The 16,941-nt window shown below is 73.3% G+C and carries 15 protein-coding genes and 2 pseudogenes; 5 read left to right on the forward strand and 12 right to left on the reverse strand.

Annotated features, from left to right (window positions below):
• Positions 1 to 32: 32 nt before the first annotated feature.
• Genes C6376_RS33700 through C6376_RS33710 form a run of 3 tightly spaced genes read left to right on the forward strand, consistent with a single transcriptional unit; the run spans position 33 to position 3,431 of the window.
• Entirely contained in the window at positions 33 to 1,178 is a 1,146-nt protein-coding gene (locus tag C6376_RS33700; RefSeq protein ID WP_107446854.1) for an FAD-binding oxidoreductase, read from the forward strand.
• The gene (locus C6376_RS33705) at positions 1,175 to 2,236 is read left to right on the forward strand and encodes a saccharopine dehydrogenase (protein ID WP_107446855.1); all 1,062 of its coding nucleotides are present in this window, start codon (positions 1,175 to 1,177) and stop codon (positions 2,234 to 2,236) included. Before C6376_RS33700 ends, C6376_RS33705 begins: the two co-directional genes overlap by 4 nt.
• Positions 2,229 to 3,431: a saccharopine dehydrogenase family protein gene (locus tag C6376_RS33710; RefSeq protein WP_107446856.1), complete on the forward strand. Its 1,203-nt coding sequence runs from the start codon at positions 2,229 to 2,231 to the stop codon at positions 3,429 to 3,431. The genes C6376_RS33705 and C6376_RS33710 overlap by 8 nt, the downstream gene beginning before the upstream one ends.
• Before the next feature lie 50 nt (positions 3,432 to 3,481).
• On the opposite strand, the gene C6376_RS33715 is transcribed toward C6376_RS33710, so the two are convergent.
• The 3 genes from C6376_RS33715 to C6376_RS33725 all read right to left on the reverse strand — a co-directional run bounded on the left by C6376_RS33715 (position 3,482) and on the right by C6376_RS33725 (position 6,829).
• The gene (locus C6376_RS33715) at positions 3,482 to 4,708 is read right to left on the reverse strand and encodes a serine hydrolase (protein ID WP_107446857.1); all 1,227 of its coding nucleotides are present in this window, start codon (positions 4,706 to 4,708) and stop codon (positions 3,482 to 3,484) included.
• A 61-nt stretch (positions 4,709 to 4,769) separates the two neighbouring features.
• Positions 4,770 to 6,179: an MFS transporter gene (locus C6376_RS33720; RefSeq protein ID WP_107449346.1), complete on the reverse strand. Its 1,410-nt coding sequence runs from the start codon at positions 6,177 to 6,179 to the stop codon at positions 4,770 to 4,772.
• Positions 6,180 to 6,184: 5 nt separating this feature from the next.
• A complete protein-coding gene (locus tag C6376_RS33725; protein ID WP_107446858.1) occupies positions 6,185 to 6,829 on the reverse strand; it encodes a TetR/AcrR family transcriptional regulator in 645 nt (214 codons plus the stop codon).
• A gap of 255 nt (positions 6,830 to 7,084) precedes the next feature.
• Between C6376_RS33725 and C6376_RS45780 the strand changes: the two are divergent.
• Positions 7,085 to 7,279, forward strand: a pseudogene (locus C6376_RS45780) (sugar phosphate isomerase/epimerase and 4-hydroxyphenylpyruvate domain-containing protein); the annotation flags it as partial.
• A 1-nt stretch (position 7,280) separates the two neighbouring features.
• Here C6376_RS45780 and C6376_RS33735 read toward each other — a convergent pair.
• From C6376_RS33735 to C6376_RS33775, 9 genes and pseudogenes are all read right to left on the reverse strand, one after another.
• On the reverse strand, positions 7,281 to 8,738 hold the full coding sequence (locus tag C6376_RS33735; RefSeq protein WP_107446859.1) for a membrane-associated oxidoreductase: 1,458 nt from the start codon (positions 8,736 to 8,738) through the stop codon (positions 7,281 to 7,283).
• Positions 8,739 to 8,780: 42 nt separating this feature from the next.
• Entirely contained in the window at positions 8,781 to 9,368 is a 588-nt protein-coding gene (locus tag C6376_RS33740; RefSeq protein ID WP_107446860.1) for a histidine phosphatase family protein, read from the reverse strand.
• A gap of 8 nt (positions 9,369 to 9,376) precedes the next feature.
• Entirely contained in the window at positions 9,377 to 10,258 is an 882-nt protein-coding gene (gnd, locus tag C6376_RS33745; RefSeq protein WP_107446861.1) for a phosphogluconate dehydrogenase (NAD(+)-dependent, decarboxylating), read from the reverse strand.
• Positions 10,259 to 10,276: 18 nt separating this feature from the next.
• On the reverse strand, positions 10,277 to 11,917 hold the full coding sequence (gene pgi / locus C6376_RS33750; protein ID WP_107446862.1) for a glucose-6-phosphate isomerase: 1,641 nt from the start codon (positions 11,915 to 11,917) through the stop codon (positions 10,277 to 10,279).
• Positions 11,910 to 12,845, reverse strand: a complete 936-nt coding sequence (gene opcA / locus C6376_RS33755; RefSeq protein WP_107446863.1) for a glucose-6-phosphate dehydrogenase assembly protein OpcA — start codon at positions 12,843 to 12,845, stop codon at positions 11,910 to 11,912. Before opcA ends, pgi begins: the two co-directional genes overlap by 8 nt.
• Positions 12,842 to 14,386, reverse strand: a complete 1,545-nt coding sequence (gene zwf, locus C6376_RS33760) for a glucose-6-phosphate dehydrogenase (RefSeq protein ID WP_107446864.1) — start codon at positions 14,384 to 14,386, stop codon at positions 12,842 to 12,844. The genes opcA and zwf overlap by 4 nt, the downstream gene beginning before the upstream one ends.
• Positions 14,383 to 14,877, reverse strand: a complete 495-nt coding sequence (locus C6376_RS33765; RefSeq protein WP_254076174.1) for a transaldolase family protein — start codon at positions 14,875 to 14,877, stop codon at positions 14,383 to 14,385. Before C6376_RS33765 ends, zwf begins: the two co-directional genes overlap by 4 nt.
• Before the next feature lie 28 nt (positions 14,878 to 14,905).
• A complete protein-coding gene (locus C6376_RS33770) occupies positions 14,906 to 15,226 on the reverse strand; it encodes a hypothetical protein (protein ID WP_159083341.1) in 321 nt (106 codons plus the stop codon).
• Positions 15,227 to 15,249: 23 nt separating this feature from the next.
• Positions 15,250 to 15,735 (reverse strand): annotated as a pseudogene (locus tag C6376_RS33775) (transketolase); the annotation flags it as partial.
• A gap of 168 nt (positions 15,736 to 15,903) precedes the next feature.
• On the opposite strand from C6376_RS33775, the gene C6376_RS33780 reads away from it, so the two are divergent.
• The gene (locus C6376_RS33780) at positions 15,904 to 16,812 is read left to right on the forward strand and encodes an AraC family transcriptional regulator (protein ID WP_107446868.1); all 909 of its coding nucleotides are present in this window, start codon (positions 15,904 to 15,906) and stop codon (positions 16,810 to 16,812) included.
• Positions 16,813 to 16,941 lie beyond the last annotated feature (129 nt).

Genomic DNA, 16,941 nt, shown 5'->3' on the forward strand with positions numbered 1-16,941 from the left:
GGGCCGGGGCGCCGCCGAAAGGAGCCGCTCGCGTGAACACGCATGCCTCGGTCGTCGTCATCGGCGGCGGGGTGATGGGCACGAGCATCGCCTACCACCTCGCGTCCGCGGGCGTCCGCGACGTCCTGCTCGTCGAGCGGGACGAACTCGCCGCGGGCTCGACCTCGAAGGCCGCCGGAGGGGTTCGCGCCCAGTTCTCCGACGAGCTCAACATCCGGCTCGGCGCGCGCAGCCTCGAGGCGTTCGCGCGGTTCGGCGAGGAGATCGGGCACGACATCGGGCTGCGCCGCGTCGGCTACCTGTTCCTGCTCTCCACCCCGCAGGACGTCGCCTCCTTCGAGGCGGGCGTGCGGCTGCAGAACGCGCTCGGCGTGCCCAGCCGCCTCATCGGCCCCGCCGAGGCCGGCCGGCTCTCCCCGCTGATCCGCACCGACGGGTTACTCGCGGCCGCGTTCTCGCCCGACGACGGCCACTGCACGCCGGAAGCCGTCGTCCACGGGTACGCGGCCGCCGCCCGCCGCTGCGGCGCGCGCGTCCTGCGGCACACCGCGGTCACCGGCATCGAACGGCGGGGGAGCGCCATCACCGCCGTGCAGACCACCCTCGGCCGCATCACCACCGACACGGTCGTCTGCGCGGCCGGCGCCTGGTCCAGGGCCGTCGGCGCGATGGCCGGCGTCGACCTGCCGGTGCAGCCGCTGCGCCGTCAGATCGCGGTCACCGAACCGGTCCCCGGCCTGCCGCCGGACCTGCCCATGACCATCGACTTCAGCAGCACCCTCTACTTCCACGCCGAGGGCCCCGGCCTCCTGGTCGGCATGTCCGACCCCGACGAGCGGCCGGGCTTCGCCACCGACACCCACGACCGGTGGATCCCGCGCCTCGCCGACGCCATGCAACGCCGCGCCCCCGCTCTGCTCGACCTGCGCCGCACGGGCGGCTGGGCGGGCCTGTACGAGGTCACCCCGGACCACAACGCCCTGATCGGCGAGGCGCCGTCGGTGTCCCGCTTCCTGTACGCGACCGGCTTCTCCGGCCACGGCTTCCTGCAGGGCCCGGCGGTCGGCGAGGTCGTCCGCGACCTGTACCTCGGCCGCGTACCCTTCGTGGACGTCGCCCCCCTGAGCGCCGACCGCTTCACGGCCGGTGCCCCGCGTCCGGAGGTCAACCGCGTATGACCGAACTGCACCTGTGGCTGCGCCACGAGGCCCGCACCACCGAACGGCGCACCCCGGTCGTCCCCGACGACGCCCGCCGCCTCCTCGAGGCCGGGGTGGCGCTGACCGTCGAGGACTCCCCGCAGCGCGTGTTCGCGACCGACGCCTACGAGGCGGCCGGCGCACGGATCGCCCCCACCGGCTCCTGGACGTCCGCGCCGCGCGACACGGTCGTCCTCGGGCTGAAGGAACTCCCGGACGCCCCACGCGAGCTGACGCACCGCCACATCTTCTTCGGGCACGCCTACAAGCAACAGCCGGGGGCCGGCGATCTGTTGCGGCGGTTCGCCGCCGGGGGAGGGGCCCTCCTCGACCTCGAGTACCTGGTCGACGACCACGGCCGCCGCCTCGCCGCCTTCGGATACTGGGCGGGCTACCTCGGCGCGGCGCTGGCGGTGCTGCACCACCGGGGCAGGCTCACCGCGCCCCTGCGCCCCTCGGAGAAGGCCGAGTGGGACGAGGTGCTGCGCCCCGCTCCCGGCGACGAGGAGTTCACCGCCCTGGTCGTCGGCGCCCTGGGCCGCAGTGGCCGGGGCGCTCGGGCCGCGTTCGGCGTCGCCGGCGTCGAGCCCGACCGCTGGGATCTGGCGGAGACCCGTGACCTGGACCGCACCGCGCTGCTGGCCCACGACGTCCTGGTCAACTGCGTCCTCGCCACGACCCCGGTGCCTCCGTTCGTCCGCGAGGAGGACCTCGACGACCCCGCCCGGCGGCTGCGCACCCTCTCCGACGTCACCTGCGACGTGGGCTCGCCGCTCAACGTCCTGCCCGTGTACGACCGCACCACCGAGTGGACGGACCCCGTGCGCCGGCTGCGCAAGGAGCCCCCGCTCGACCTCGTCGCCATCGACAACCTGCCGTCCCTGCTGCCCCGCGAGGCCAGCGCCGACTTCTCCGCGGCCCTGACCCCCGTGCTGCTGGACTTCGGTGTCGCCGGACCCTGGGGGCGCTGCCTGGACCGCTTCCACGCCGCCTGCCGTGAACTCGGCCTCGCCTCGGGGGAGTCCCGCCGTGACTGACCGGGTCCCCGCCTCCGGCACCGTCCACTGGGTCGGCGCGGGCCTGTCCACGGGCAGCGGTCTGGCGACCCTGTGCGCCCACACCGACCGGGTGCGCCTGTGGCACCGCACGGCCGGGCGGGCGGCCGAGGCGCTCCACCGGCTGGGCCTCACCGGCCGCGCCGAGCCGCGCGCCTACACCCTCGACGCGCTGAGCGCCGAACTGGCCCCCGGGGACGTCGTCGTCTCGATGCTGCCGGCGTCCGGGCACACGGCGCTGCTGTCGGCGTGCGTGGCCCGGCGGGCCCACTTCGCCTGCTCCAGCTATGTCTCGGACGAGATCCTGGAGCTGGCGCCCGCGGCGGCGGTCGCCGGGACGGTCGTCCTCGCCGAGGCCGGTCTCGACCCCGGCGTCGACCACCTCTTCGCGCACCGTCTCGTCGCCCGGGCCCGGGAGGCGATCGGCGACGACACGGCGGCGTCGTACCGGCTCACCTCCTACTGCGGAGGAGTGCCCGCGGTCCCCGACGCGTTCCGGTACCGCTTCAGCTGGGCGCCCCTCGGAGTCCTCAACGCCCTGCGGGCGCCCGCCCGTTACGTGGAGGACGGGGCCGAGATCGTGGCCGCCCGGCCCTGGGAGGCGACCCGCGCCCTCACGGTGGGCGACGAGAGCTTCGAGGCCTATCCCAACCGGGACAGCGTCCCGTTCATCGCGCAGTACGCGCTGCCGCCGTCCTGGCGGCCGCTGACCTTCGTGCGCGGCACGCTGCGTCTGGACGGCTGGCTGCGGGCCTGGGAGCCGGTGTTCGAGGAGCTGAGGAGGGGCGACGACACCCGGATCGAGGCCCTGGCCCGGGAGCTGGCGGCCGCCCACCCCACCACCGACGCCGACCGCGACCGCGTCGTCCTCGCCGTGTCGCTGGAGGTCCACGCGGACGCGGCGGCGGGCGCCGGGCCCGGCGACGCGACCGGAGAGGGCGCCGGCACGAGCCGCTCCTGGTACGGCGGTCATCTGCTGGACCTGGCGGGCGACGAGACGGAGAGCGCGATGGCCCGCTGCGTCTCCCGGCCGCTCGCCCTCGGCGTCCGCCACATTCTGGACGGCTCCCTGCCACCGGGCCTGCATCGGGCCGCCGGGACCGCCGCCCGCTCCGAGGCGTGGCTGCGTGAACTCGCGCAGGAGGGACTGGAGTTCACCTCGTGGCCGGGGGAGTGAGGGCCGAGGGTCCGGGATTCCGCGGCGGCCGGCGGCCGGCGGGCGCGGCGTCAGTCCGTGAGCGCCTCGTGCACCAGCCGCTTGAGGTCGGGGTAGAGCTTCAGGGACCGCCGCGGCCTCAACTGGGTCAGGAACTGCACGCTCACGTCGTGGCCCGGGTCCACCCAGAACGTCGTGGTGGCCACGCCGCTCCAGCCGTAGGTGCCGAGCCCCGAAGGCGCCTGGGTGCGGCTGGGGTCGACGACGACGGAGACGCCGAGGCCGAAGCCCACACCGTCGTTCCCGGGCTCGTCGTGGGCGGGGCGGCTGCCGAAGGCGCGCAGGTCGACGCCGCCGGGCAGGTGGTTGGACGTCATCAGGTCGACCGTCTGCGGCCGCAGCAGCCGCACGCCGTCGAGCTCGCCGCCGCGGCGCAGCATCTCGGTGAAACGGTGGATGTCGTAGGCGGTCGCCACCATGCCGCCGCTGCCGGACAGGAAGCGGGGGCGGCCGGACAACGGCAGCCCCAAGATCGGCTCGATGCCGTCCTCGCCGTCGCCGTACAGCTCCGCCAGCCGGCCGGCCTGTCCGGCCGTGACCTGGAATCCGGCGTCGGGCATGCCGAGGGGGCGAAAGATCCGCTCGGCGAGGAACTCGTCCAGCGGCTTGCCGGAGACGACCTCGATGACGCGGCCCAGGACGTTGGTGGCCACCGAGTAGTTCCACTGCGTGCCCGGCTCGAACTGCAACGGCAGCCGTGCGTACGCCTCCACCGTCCCGGCCAGGTCCGAGCCCGGCAGCACCGCCGACTCAAGGCCCGCCTCGCGGTAGAGGGCATCGACGGGGTGACAGTGGTAGAAGGCGAAGGTGAGGCCCGCGGTGTGGGTCATCAGGTGCTTCACCAGCAGGGGCCGCTCGAGCGGGCGGGTGGTGAGATCCGCGCCGGAGCCGGCCTCGTACACCCGCAGCCCGGCGAAGGCCGGCAGATGGTCGGCGACCGGGTCGTCGAGCCGCAGCCGGCCCTCCTCCATCAGTATCAGCGCGGCCACCGAGGTGACCGGTTTGGTCATGGAGTAGATCCGGTAGAGGGTGTCGTGCTCGACGGGCAGTCCGGCGGCGATGTCGCGACGGCCGTACGCGGTGAGGTGGGCGACCCGGCCGCCGCGGGAGACGGCCAGGAGGAATCCGGGCAGGCGCCCCGCGTCCACCTGGCGGGCGACGTGCCGGTCGAGGCGGGCCAGCGCCTCCGGGTCGAGCCCGGCCTCGCTCGGTTCGACCTCTTGTCGCAGCAGTGCCATCGTTCGTTCTCCTTTGGCGTTCACTCGAGGCGCGGTCCCGGCCTGGCTCGCCCGGACGGCCTCACATCCCATCGTCGCGTAGGGACCGGCCGTGCGGACCCCTTTCGAGGTCAAGATCGATGTGCGTTGCATCGCGTCGACGGGCCGGGGGAACGCAGGCGGCGGGGGGAGCGCCCGACGGACGGCGGGGCAGTGCGCGGCAGATCGGCAGGGCCGCCGCGGCGGCCAGGGCCAGCACGAGGAGAGGTGAGGGGGCCGGCCCGACGCCCATGAGCACGGTCGCCGTCGCCACGCCCAGCACCGGCCCGATGTTCATCGCCGTCTGCTGCAGGCCGCCCGCGACCCCCGCCGACTCCGCGGGCGCCTGCCGTACGACGACATGGGTCGCCGCCACCATCACCGCGCCGAACCCCGCTCCCACCAGGGCGAACCCGGTGCAGAAGGCGAGCGGCCCGACGGCCCGGGCGAGCACCAGGAGTCCGGCGGCGAGGACCGCCGTCGCGCCCGCGACCGTGGCGCGGGCGCCGGCCCGGCGCAGCAGGACCGCGGCAGCGGGCGCGGCGGCCACCAGCAGCACGGCCAGCGGCAGACTGAGCAGGGCACTGTGCAGCGCGGTGAGTCCCAGGCCGTCCTGGAGAACGTAGACGCAGGCGAACAGCGCGCCGTTGAGCGCCGCCGACGCGACGACCAGCATCCCGAGCGCCGCGCCCACCGCCGGTGAACCGATCACGCCCGGCGGCAGCAGCGGGGAGAGGGCACGCCGCTCGTGCCGGACGAACGCGACGCCGGCGACCAGGGCGACGGGCGCCGACCAGCTGAGTGCGGGGAGTGTGACGAGGGTGTGCACCAGGCAGGCCAGAGCCGGCCCGAGCAGCAGAGCGCCCGGCAGGTCGAGCGCCCCGCCCGGGTCGCGGCGGGCCGGCTCCCGGGAGCCCAGGGCGAGGACGCCGAACAGTACGGTCGGCACGATGTTGAGGAGGAAGACGGACCGCCAGCCGAACTCCGTGGCCAGCGCCCCGCCCACCACCGGTCCGGCCGCCGCGGCCACTCCGATGGACGCGGTGCGCACGGCCAGGGCGGTCCGCAGCCGCTCGGGCGGGTACGCGTCCCGCAGCATGCCCAGGGTGGCCGGTTGCAGCAGGGCCCCGAACACCCCCTGCACGATCCGCAGTCCGATCACCCAGCGCACGTCCGGCGCCAGTGCGAGGCCCGCCGAGGCGGCGCCGAAGCCGAGCATGCCGGCACCGAAGAGGCGGCGGTGGCCATGGCGGTCGCCGAGCCGTCCGGCGAACACCAGCAGGCCGGCCACCGCGACCAGGTACCCGGTGCCCGCCCACTGGACCTGGGCGAGGGAGGCGTCGAGGTCGCTGCGCAGAGTGGGCTGGGCGACGGTGAGGGCGGTGCCGTCCAGCGCGACCACCGCGGCGCCGGCCGCACTGGCGGTCAGCGTCAGCGCCGGGGAGCGGCCCAGGCCCTTCACCCGCCCGCCTGCGGACCGAGGTGCGCGTCGATAGCCGTGCGCAGCAGGGGGCCGAAGTCGTCGGTCCCGGTGGCGAGTTGGAGGCTGCCCCAGCGCCACAACTGGGCGATGCCGTGCAGGTTCGCCCACAGCGCGGCCGCGACCGTACGGGCCCCCGGACCGGAGCCGGAGCCGGAGCCGGAACCCGAGCCGGAGCCGGAGCGGTCGCCGACGTCGGGGCGAGCCCCGGTGACCAGCTCCACCAGTACGCCGAACAGCGGCAGACTGGTGTCGCGCAGCCTCAGGTGGCCGCTCTCCAGCAGATCGTGACGGAACATCAGCTCGTACATGCCGGGGTTCTCCAGGGCGAACTCCAGGTAGGTCCGGGCCAGTTCGGCGAGTTCCGCGCGCGGGCCGCGGGCCCCGCCGCCGCGTGCGGCCGTCACCCGCGCTGCGAGGTCGGTGAAGCCGCGGTGCGCGATCGCCGACAGCAGCTCCAGGTGGGTGGGGAAGTAGCGGCGGGGCGCGCCGTGCGAGACGCCGGCCCTGCGGGCGATCTCCCGCAGGGTGAGGGCCGCAGTGCCCTCCCGGGCGAGCAGGTCCACGCCGACGTCGACGAGGCGGGTGCGCAGATCGGGGTCGGATTTCTCCGGATCACTCATAGACGCTGTCTACCAGGGGCGGGTAGACAGTGTCTATGGGCCGGCGTCCCGAGCGCGCCGGCCCGGGCCGCGACGTCGCCCGCCGGCAGCCGGGCGTGGTGTGCGCCGGCCGGACGCGGGGGCGTGCCCGGCCTGCGTGGTCGGGCGGACCCGGACCCCCGGAGCGGCAGGGCGTCCAGGGGCCCGGAGTCACGGAGCCGAGGGGGAGTGCTCCGGGTGCGAGGGCGAGGTCAGGCCGTGACCCTCTCCTAGTCCGCCGACGGGGAGCCGGAGACCTACCGCGATCTCGGCATCCTCTACGACCGGGACGCGCACGGCGTCTTCCGGCACTGCTCCACCCACACCGTCGGCCGCGTCTTCTTCGGACGCGTCCAGCGCGACGGCGGCTACCAGGGTTACGGCGCCGCGAACGCTACGGTGCGGCTCGCGGCCCAGCACGCCGTGCGCTGACCTACTGCCGGCTGACCGTCCTGGTCACACCCGCGACGACCGTCGTGGCCAGGATCCAGCCGGTCACGATGAGGACGTACGCCAGCCACTGGTACGCGCCGGCCGGCGCGTACGCGCCCTCCTGCCCGAAGGAGATCACCGGCAGCATCAGGTCGAGGGTGTAGAAGACCGGGTTGAACGGGGGCGCCTCGCCCGCCTTGAGCGGGGGCGGGTGGTGCCCGGCGTACGCGATCGAGCCGACGGCCAGCAGGGACAGCAGCCAGCCGGCCGCGCGCAGCGGACGGAACCCGTAGCCGACGGCCGCGTCCTGGAGCCGGCCCCACGCGCGGCCGTACCAGGGCAGGGTGCGGCGGTGCCGGCGCTGCTTGGCCAGCTGGACGACCCGGGCACCCCGGTCGTCGCCGATGCGCCGGTAGGCGGCCGTCAGCTGCTCGTAGGCGTGCGGGTCGAACGCGCCGTCGTCGCGCTCCAGCATCGGCAGCCGACGTTCGGCGGGCTCGTGCGGGGTGAGGAAGGTGTAGGTGAGGTCCAGCAGCCGCACCTGGTCCGGCAGCATCTCCGGCTCCAGCTGGAGCTGGCCCACCTCGGCCCGTCGCAGGTTGAGCCTGCCCTTGACCGGGGGGCCCTCGCGCAGCCAGATCTCCCCGATGACGCAGCTGCTGGCCCGCAGCGCCGTGCCGCCCGGGTTGGACAGGGACGTGCCCAGCAGATCCACCCGCCCCGGGATGCGGGAACCGCGCAGATCGATCCGGCCGTCCGCGCGCATCCGGCGGCCCAGCAGGTTGGCGCCCACGTCGAGGGCCTCCGCCTCCAGGACGAAGCCGCCGGGGTTGTTCAGTTCGGCGCCCTCCAGGTCGATCGAGCCGGCCACGGTGGCACCGTCGAGCCGGATCACGCCGTGGGCGCGCAGCCCTCGCGCACAGAGGTCGTCGTCGATGGTGACCTGGTTCAGCCCGAGCACGGCCGACGTGGGATCCGCGCCGCCCAGTTCCGCCCGCTCCAGGAACAGCGCTCCGGAGATCTGTGCTCCGCCGAGGTGCACCGGGCCGCCGAAGCGGCAGCCCGTCAGGCGCAGGCTGCCGCCGATGCGGCTGCGAGCCGCCGCCAGCCCGGGCAGGACCGAGTCGCGCAGGTTGAGATAGTTGAGGTGGGCGCCGGCCAGGCGGGGAACCGTGTCGAAGTGACAGTGGCCGAGGCGGACGACACTGTCCACGGTCGCGTACCGCAGGTCCAGCTCTCCGGTGATCCGGGCTCCCATGAGCTTGAGTGCGGGTACCTCTCCCGGCCGGTGGGGGCCGTTGAGGAGCAGCTCTCGCAACACGCGGGACCGCACCGTCCGTTCGCGGCCCCAGTCGGGCCGCACGGCCTCGTCGGGGGCCTCACGGAAGTCCACGGTCGTGCCTGTGGCGAAGGCCCGCCGGACTCGCCGTTCGGCCGGTGTCAGTGCGTTGATCTCCATCAGCCGCGACTCTGGCGGGCCCACGTGAGCGGTGTCAACCGCCTAGGCCCGTACGTTCCATTCGGCGATCACGGGTCGTCCGTGTTCCGTCGACAGACGGCTGACCGTGGCCGTGGCGAGCTGGAACAGCCGTCCCTCGGTTGGCGGCAGGCCGAGCCGGCGGGCCGTCAGCACCCGCAGGAAGTGGGAGTGGGCGACAAGGACGACGTCGCCGCGGGCGAGCGCCGGGCCCACCCGGTCCAGTACCCGGTCGGCGCGCCGTCCGACCTCGTCGGGCGACTCGCCGGGGTGGCCCTGCGGACCGGGCGGCACGCCGTCCGTCCACAGGTCCCAGGTGGGACGGGTGCGGTGGATGTCTACGGTGGCGACGCCCTCGTAGCCGCCGTAGTCCCACTCGTGCATGTCGGGCTCGGGTGCGAGGCCCGGGACACCGGCGAGTTCCGCGGTGCGCGTCGCGCGGTGCAGCGGGCTGGTCAGAGCGAGCGAGAAGGTCCGGCCGGAGAGGAGCGGGAGGAGGGACCTGGCCTGGTCCTCGCCGTGTGCGGTGAGGGGCAGGTCGGTCCAGCTGGTGTGCCGTCCCGACCTGCTCCACTCCGTCTCCCCGTGGCGGACCAGCAGAAGGTCCCCCACGGCCGGACCTACTTCTCCGCCGACTCGACGGCGTGGCCGCCGAACTGGTTGCGCAGCGCGGCGATCATCTTCATCTGCGGCGAGTCGTCCTGCCGGGAGGCGAACCGCGCGAACAACGAGGCCGTGATCGCGGGCAGCGGCACGGCGTTGTCGATGGCCGCCTCGACCGTCCACCGGCCCTCGCCGGAGTCCTCGGCGTAGCCGCGCAGCTTGTCCAGGTGGGTGTCCTCGTCGAGGGCGTTGACGGCGAGGTCCAGCAGCCAGGACCGGATGACCGTGCCCTCCTGCCAGGAGCGGAAGACCTCGCGCACGTTCTCCACCGAGTCGACCTTCTCCAGCAGCTCCCAGCCCTCGGCGTAGGCCTGCATCATGGCGTACTCGATGCCGTTGTGGACCATCTTCGAGAAGTGCCCGGCGCCGACCCTGCCCGCGTGGACGTAGCCGTACGGGCCGTCCGGCTTCAGCGCGTCGAAGATCGGCTGCACGCGGGCGATGTGCTCGGCGTCGCCGCCGACCATCAGGGCGTAGCCGTTCTGCAGGCCCCAGACGCCCCCGGAGACGCCCGCGTCGACGAAACCGATGCCCTTGGCGCCGAGTTCGGCGGCGTGCTTCTCGTCGTCCGTCCAGCGGGAGTTGCCGCCGTCGACGACGGTGTCCCCGGGCTCGAGCAGGTCGCCGAGTTCGTCGACCACGGACTGGGTGGCGGCGCCGGCCGGGACCATCACCCAGACGGTGCGCGGCGCCTCGAGCCGGCCGACGAGTTCGGCCAGGTCCTTGACGTCGGAGACCTCGGGGTTGCGGTCGTAGCCGACGACGGTGTGGCCGGCGCGGCGGATGCGCTCGCGCATGTTGCCGCCCATCTTGCCCAGACCCACCAGGCCCAGCTGCATCGATGTCATGTCAGTTCTCTACTTCCTGAGTTCGCGGTAGGCGGCGACGAGTGCGGTGGTGGAGGAGTCGAGTCCGGGGACCTCGGCACCCTCGGTGAGGGCGGGCTCGACGCGCCTGGCGAGGACCTTGCCGAGCTCCACGCCCCACTGGTCGAAGGAGTCGATGTTCCACACCGCGCCCTGCACGAACACCTTGTGCTCGTAGAGGGCGATGAGCTGACCGAGCACCGACGGGGTCAGTCCGGTCGCGAGGATCGTGGTCGTGGGGTGGTCGCCCTTGAAGGTCCTGTGGGCGACCAGTTCCTCGGGCACCCCTTCCGCGCGCACCTCCTCGGGCGTCTTGCCGAAGGCCAGCGCCTGCGTCTGCGCGAAGAAGTTCGCCATCAACAGGTCGTGCTGGGCGGCGAGTTCACCGCTGAGCTCGTCGACCGGCCGGGCGAAGCCGATGAAGTCGGCCGGGATGAGCTTCGTGCCCTGGTGGATCAACTGGTAGTAGGCGTGCTGCCCGTTGGTGCCGGGTGTGCCCCACACCACCGGTCCGGTCTGCCACCGAACGGGTCGGCCCTCGCGGTCCACCGACTTGCCGTTGGACTCCATGTCCAGCTGCTGGAGGTAGGCGGCGAACTTCGACAGGTAGTGGCTGTACGGCAGCACGGCGTGCGACTGGGCGTCGTGGAAGTTGCCATACCAGATGCCCAGCAGGCCCAGGATCAGCGGGGCGTTGGACTCGGGGGGCGCGGTGCGGAAGTGCTCGTCGACGAGGTGGAAGCCGTCGAGCATCTCGCGGAACCGCTCCGGGCCGATGGCGATCATCAGCGACAGGCCGATCGCCGAGTCGAAGGAGTAGCGGCCGCCGACCCAGTCCCAGAACTCGAACATGTTGGCCGTGTCGATGCCGAAGCCGGCGACCTTCCCGGCGTTCGTCGACAGTGCCACGAAGTGCTGGGCGACCGCCTTCTCGTCGCCGCCCAGGCCGTCGAGGAGCCAGGAGCGGGCCGAGGTGGCGTTGGTGATCGTCTCGATGGTGGTGAACGTCTTCGACGCGACGATGAACAGCGTCTCGGCCGGATCCAGGTCCCGGACCGCCTCGTGCAGGTCGGCGCCGTCCACGTTGGACACGAACCGGAACGTGAGGTCGCGGTCGGTGTAGCTGCGCAGTGCCTCGTAGGCCATCGCCGGGCCCAGGTCGGAGCCGCCGATGCCGATGTTGACGACGTTGCGGATGCGGCGGCCGGTGTGGCCGGTCCACTCGCCCGAGCGCACCCGCCCGGCGAAGCCGGCCATCCTGTCGAGGACGGCGTGCACCGCGGGGACGACGTTCTCCCCGTCGACCTCGACCACCGCGTCGCGCGGGGCCCGCAGGGCGGTGTGCAGCACCGCGCGGTCCTCGGTGAGGTTGATCCTCTCGCCGCGGAACATGGCGTCCCGCAGCCCGGACACATCGGTGGCGGAGGCGAGTTCACGCAAGCGTGCGAGCGTCTCGTCGGTGACGAGGTGCTTCGAGTAGTCGATGCGCAGATCGCCGACGCGCACCACGTACCGCTCGGCGCGCTGCGGGTCCGCGGCGAACAGGTCCCGCAGACTCGCCTGCCATCCGGCGCGGTGGTCCTGGAGGGCGGCCCATTCGGGCCGACGGTCGGGGCGGGGGGTGTCAGACATGAGCAGGGGTCTCCTTGGTGCCCTCGCCCCGCAGGGCGATGGCGTACATCTCGTCCGCGTCGAGGCGCCTGAGCTCCTCGGCGATGAGTTCGGAGGTGGTGCGTACCTTCAGCGCGAGGGTGCGCGAGGGCTGGCCGGGCAGGGTGAGCGTGGCCAGCGGACCCTCGGGGCGGTCGATGACGATGTCACCGTCCGCGGTGCCCAGCCGCACCGCCGTGACGACCGGGCCGTCGGTGACGACGCGGTCGATCGTGACCTTCAGCCGCGCCTCCAGCCAGCGGGCCAGCAGCTCCGCGGCGGGGTTGTCGGCCTCGGCCTCGACCGCGCCCGAGACGATCGGCACCCGGGCCTGGTCCAGGGCCGCCGCCAGCATCGAGCGCCACGGGGTGAGGCGGGTCCAGGCGAGGTCGGTGTCGCCGGGGGCGTAGGAACGCACCCGGGTCTCCAGGGCCTGCAGCGGGTTCTCGACGGCGTACAGGTCGGTGATCCTGCGCTGGGCCAGCGCGCCCAGCGGGTCCTTCGACGGGTTCTGCGGCGCGTCGACGGGCCACCACACGACGACCGGCGCGTCCGGCAGCAGCAGCGGCAGGACGACGGAGTCGGCGTGGTCGGAGACCTCGCCGTAGGTCCGCAGCACGACCGTCTCGCCGGTGCCGGCCTCGGAGCCGACGCGGACCTCGGCGTCCAGCCGGGACCGGGTGCGCTCGCGGGGGGTGCGGGCGTGCCGCTTGATGACGACGAGGGTGCGCGAGGGGTGCTCGTGCGAGGCCTCCTCGGCCGCCTTGATGGCGTCGTAGGCGTTCTCCTCGTCCGTGACGATGACCATCGTCAGGACCATGCCCACGGCCGGTGTGCCGATGGCGCGGCGGCCCTTCACCAGTGCCTTGTTGATCTTGCTTGCGGTGGTGTCGGTAAGGTCGATCTTCATGGCCTGCGCCAGCTCCGTCCGTCTCGTGCGAGCATCTCGTCGGCTTCCTCGGGTCCCCAGCTGCCCGAGGGGTACTGCGCGGGCCTGCCGTGCCGTGCCCAGTACTCCTCGATCGGGTCGAGGATCTTCCAGGACTCTTCCACTTCCTGGTGGCGCGGGAACAGGTTGGCGTCGCCGAGCAGTACGTCCAGGATGAGGCGCTCGTACGCCTCGGGGGAGGACTCGGTGAAGGACTCGCCGTAGGCGAAGTCCATCGTGACGTCCCGGATCTCCATGGAGGTGCCGGGCACCTTGGAGCCGAAGCGGACCGTGATCCCCTCGTCCGGCTGGACCCGGATGACGATGGCGTTCGCCCCGAGCTCCTCGGTGGCCGTGGAGTCGAACGGGGAGTGCGGGGCCCGCTGGAAGACGACCGCGATCTCGGTGACCCGCCGGCCGAGCCGCTTGCCGGTGCGCAGGTAGAACGGGACGCCCGCCCAGCGGCGGTTGTCCACGTTCAGCTTCACGGCGGCGAAGGTGTCCGTCGTGGAGGACGGGTCGATGCCGTCCTCCTCGAGGTAACCGCGTACCTTCTCACCGCCCTGCCAGGCGCCCGCGTACTGGGCCCGCACGGTGTGCCGGCCCAGGTCGTCGGGCAGCTTCACGGACTGCAGCACCTTGAGCTTCTCGGTGAGCAGTGAGGCGGCGTCGAAGGCGGCCGGCTCCTCCATGGCGGTCAGCGCCATGAGCTGGAGCAGGTGGTTCTGGATGACGTCACGGGCCGAGCCGATGCCGTCGTAGTAACCGGCCCGGCCGCCGATGCCGATGTCCTCGGCCATGGTGATCTGCACGTGGTCCACGAAGGACCGGTTCCAGATCGGCTCGAACATCGTGTTCGCGAAGCGGAGCGCCAGGATGTTCTGGACGGTCTCCTTGCCCAGGTAGTGGTCGATGCGGAAGACCTGGTCGGGCTCGAACACGTCGTGCACCACCGCGTTGAGCCGCTGGGCGCTCACCAGGTCGCGCCCGAACGGCTTCTCGATGACCGCGCGCCGCCAGGAGCCCTCCGGGGCCTTCGCCAGCTGGTGCTTCTTGAGCTGCTCGACCACCTTGGGGAAGAACTTCGGCGGGACGGAGAGGTAGAAGGCGAAGTTGCCGCCGGTGCCCCGGGAGGCGTCCAGCTCCTCCACGGCCGTCTTGAGCTGCTTGAACGCCGTGTCGTCGTCGAAGTCGCCGGGGATGAAGCGCATGCCCTCGGCGAGCTCCTGCCAGACCTCCTCGCGAAACGGCGTGCGGGAGTGCTCGCGCACCGCGTCGTGGACGATCTGCGCGAAGTCCTCGTCCTCCCAGTCGCGGCGGGCGAAGCCGACGAGCGAGAAGCCCGGCGGGAGCAGCCCGCGGTTGGCGAGGTCGTACACCGCCGGCATCAGCTTCTTGCGGGACAGGTCGCCCGTCACCCCGAAGATGACGAGGCCGGACGGGCCCGCGATGCGGGGCAGGCGCCGGTCGCGGGGGTCCCTCAGGGGGTTCTCCCAGGCCGCGCCGAGACTGCTGCTGCTCATTCCGCGTCAACTCCCTTGCTCGTCGGCGACTTCGTGACCGCGTCCAGAACGTCCCGCCACGCCGCCTCGAACTCGGCGACGCCCTCGTCCTCCATCCGGGTGACCACATCGTCGGTGGAGATGCCCGGCGCCTCCGCCGAGGCGAGGCCGGCGGGCGTCCCGGCGGGGCTCCCGGTGACGGTGTCGGCGGGTGCCACGCCGTGGTCGGCGGCGGTTTCCGGCGTGGCCCCGGGCCTGGTGTCGGCCGTGCCCGACGCCACCGGGTCGTCCCCGTGGGGCGCGTCCCTGTAAGCAGGATGCTTCACACCGGTGGACGTCCACAGCGGACGCCGCCGGTCCTTCCCGGCCCCGGCGCCGGTCCGGACTCCGGTCGCCGCGATCCGGCGGCCGCCGTACGCGATCCGCCGCCGGGACGGGCCGTCCGGCCGGGCGGAGCCGCCCTCCCCGGGCGGGCGCCTGAGTGCTCCCGCTGTCGCGGTCGCTTCGGTCACTGTGATCATCTTCTCTCTGACGTTGCGGTCAACCGCGGGCGGCGGCGACGGATTCCCGGGCCGCGGCGGCGACGTTCTCGGCGGTGAAGCCGTACTCGGCGAACAGGGTCCCGGCGTCGGCGGAGGCGCCGAAGCACCCGAGGGGGACGATGCGCCCGGCGTCGCCCGCGAACCGGTGCCAGGCCGGGCCGGTGCCCGCCTCGACGGTGACCCGGACCCGTACGGACGGCACAGGCACAGGGCCGCGGTGGGTCCGCGGCGCGCGCGGCGACGCGAGGCGCTCGACCGGCCCGGGGGTGGGGCCGTCCTCGCCGAGACCGACGGGGTCGGGTGTCCACACGTACGTCACCGGCAGCCGCACCAGCGCCGACACTCGCCCTGCCGGGCGTCGGGGTCGAGCGGAGCGCGCTGGTAGCGAGCGGCCATCGCCATGCCCACGGCGTTGGAGGCACTCCGGCCCAGCGGGCTGTTCGTCGTCTCGACGCCGGCGGTGTGCCCGTACGCGGGGTGCTCGTACGCGGGGTGCCCGGGCGTCTTCGAGCGACGGACGCGGAAGCGCTTCAGGTCCGCCGGCGCCGGCTCGCGGCCGGCGGGGCGGAGCCGGGTGCGGAGGGTCAGCGAGGTGCCGCCCGGCAACGGCACGAAGCGGTCCCGCACGGTCCGCTCCGGAGCGGCCGGACCGTGCCGCACCACCTTCTGGAAGATCGTGCGGGCGACCGGAGCCGGACGACTCACGGCCGTTCCGGGATGCCCGTTGCCCGTCTGGCGCACGGCGTCAGACGCCTGAAGGCGGGCGGTGCCGACCGCACGCCGGTCGGTGTCGGTCCATGCGAAGTCGTTCGGTGTCTGCGTGCTCATCTTCGGGAAATCCTCGGCGGGAGCCGGGTCAGCGGCTCGGACGCGTTCAAACTTAAAAGTCTGACTTTTCGGCGGGTAGGTCTCCCTGTGTCAGGCTGTGGTGAAAGTGGGACACCCGCGGGCGACAGATGAGCACCCGGGACGGCAACCGGGCGGCGCGAGCAGGACATGGCGGACACACCTACCCAAGGCGGCGCCGGAGACGGCATCAGAACCTTTCCCTTCCCGGTCGAGCACAGTGTCGGCGGCATCGGCATGCAGGTGGGCCCGATGGGTCCCGCACGCGGCGGCCGCTCCTGGCACACGGATGCCCCGCCGGACCGCGTGCACCGCATCGACTTCCACGTCGTGATGCTGTTCGACGCCGGCCCCGTCCGCCACATGATCGACTTCACCCGGTACGACGCGGCCGCGGGGGACGTGCTGTGGATCCGCCCGGGCCAGGTCCACCGCTTCTCGACGTCGAGCGAGTACCGCGGGACCGCCCTGACCATGCAGCCCGGATTCCTGCCGCGCGCCACCGTCGAGGCGACCGGCCTCTACCGCTACGACCTGCCGCCGCTGCTGCATCCGAGCGAGGCGCAGCTCGCCGGGCTGCGCGCGGCGCTGAGCTGCCTGCAACGGGAGTACGACGACGGGGCCGCGGGCACCCTGCCGCTGAGCCTGCACGCGGCGGTGCTGAGGCACTCGCTGACGGCGTTCCTGCTGCGCCTCGCGCATCTCGCGGCGAGCGGCGCGGAGGCGACACGGCGTCAGGCGGACACGACCTTCACGCTGTTCAGGGACGCGGTGGAGAAGGAGTTCGCCGCCAACCACAGCGTCAGCGCCTACGCCGACTCCCTCGGCTACTCACGGCGCACCCTGGTGCGGGCGGTCCGCGCGGCCACCGGCGAGACGCCCAAGGGTTTCATCGACAAGCGGGTCGTCCTGGAGGCGAAACGGCTGCTGGCCCACACAGATCTGCCGATCGGCCGGGTGGGCGCGGCGGTCGGCTTCCCCGACCCGGCGAACTTCTCCAAGTTCTTCCAACTGCACACCGGTCAGACCCCGGTGGCCTTCCGCGCCGAACAGGGCTGACGGCGCCGGCCGCCTGCGCGTGGGGCCTGAGTGTGGGGCGTGGGCGGGGCCTGCGCGTGGGGCGGGCGATGCCTTCGCGCGGGGCGTGCGTACGGCGCGCGGCACGCTTGACGAGGCCGGGGGCCGGCC

This window comes from Streptomyces sp. P3, assembly GCF_003032475.1.
Lineage (GTDB): Bacteria > Actinomycetota > Actinomycetes > Streptomycetales > Streptomycetaceae > Streptomyces.

Coding starts and splice junctions, on each gene's coding strand:
- C6376_RS33705 (WP_107446855.1), top strand. CDS start 1,175: ATGACCGAACTGCACCTGTGGCTGCGCCACGAGGCCCGCACCACCGAA.
- C6376_RS33715 (WP_107446857.1), bottom strand. CDS start 4,708: ATGGCACTGCTGCGACAAGAGGTCGAACCGAGCGAGGCCGGGCTCGAC.
- C6376_RS33725 (WP_107446858.1), bottom strand. CDS start 6,829: ATGAGTGATCCGGAGAAATCCGACCCCGATCTGCGCACCCGCCTCGTC.
- C6376_RS33735 (WP_107446859.1), bottom strand. CDS start 8,738: ATGGAGATCAACGCACTGACACCGGCCGAACGGCGAGTCCGGCGGGCC.
- gnd (WP_107446861.1), bottom strand. CDS start 10,258: ATGCAGCTGGGCCTGGTGGGTCTGGGCAAGATGGGCGGCAACATGCGC.
- pgi (WP_107446862.1), bottom strand. CDS start 11,917: ATGTCTGACACCCCCCGCCCCGACCGTCGGCCCGAATGGGCCGCCCTC.
- opcA (WP_107446863.1), bottom strand. CDS start 12,845: ATGAAGATCGACCTTACCGACACCACCGCAAGCAAGATCAACAAGGCA.
- zwf (WP_107446864.1), bottom strand. CDS start 14,386: ATGAGCAGCAGCAGTCTCGGCGCGGCCTGGGAGAACCCCCTGAGGGAC.
- C6376_RS33780 (WP_107446868.1), top strand. CDS start 15,904: ATGGCGGACACACCTACCCAAGGCGGCGCCGGAGACGGCATCAGAACC.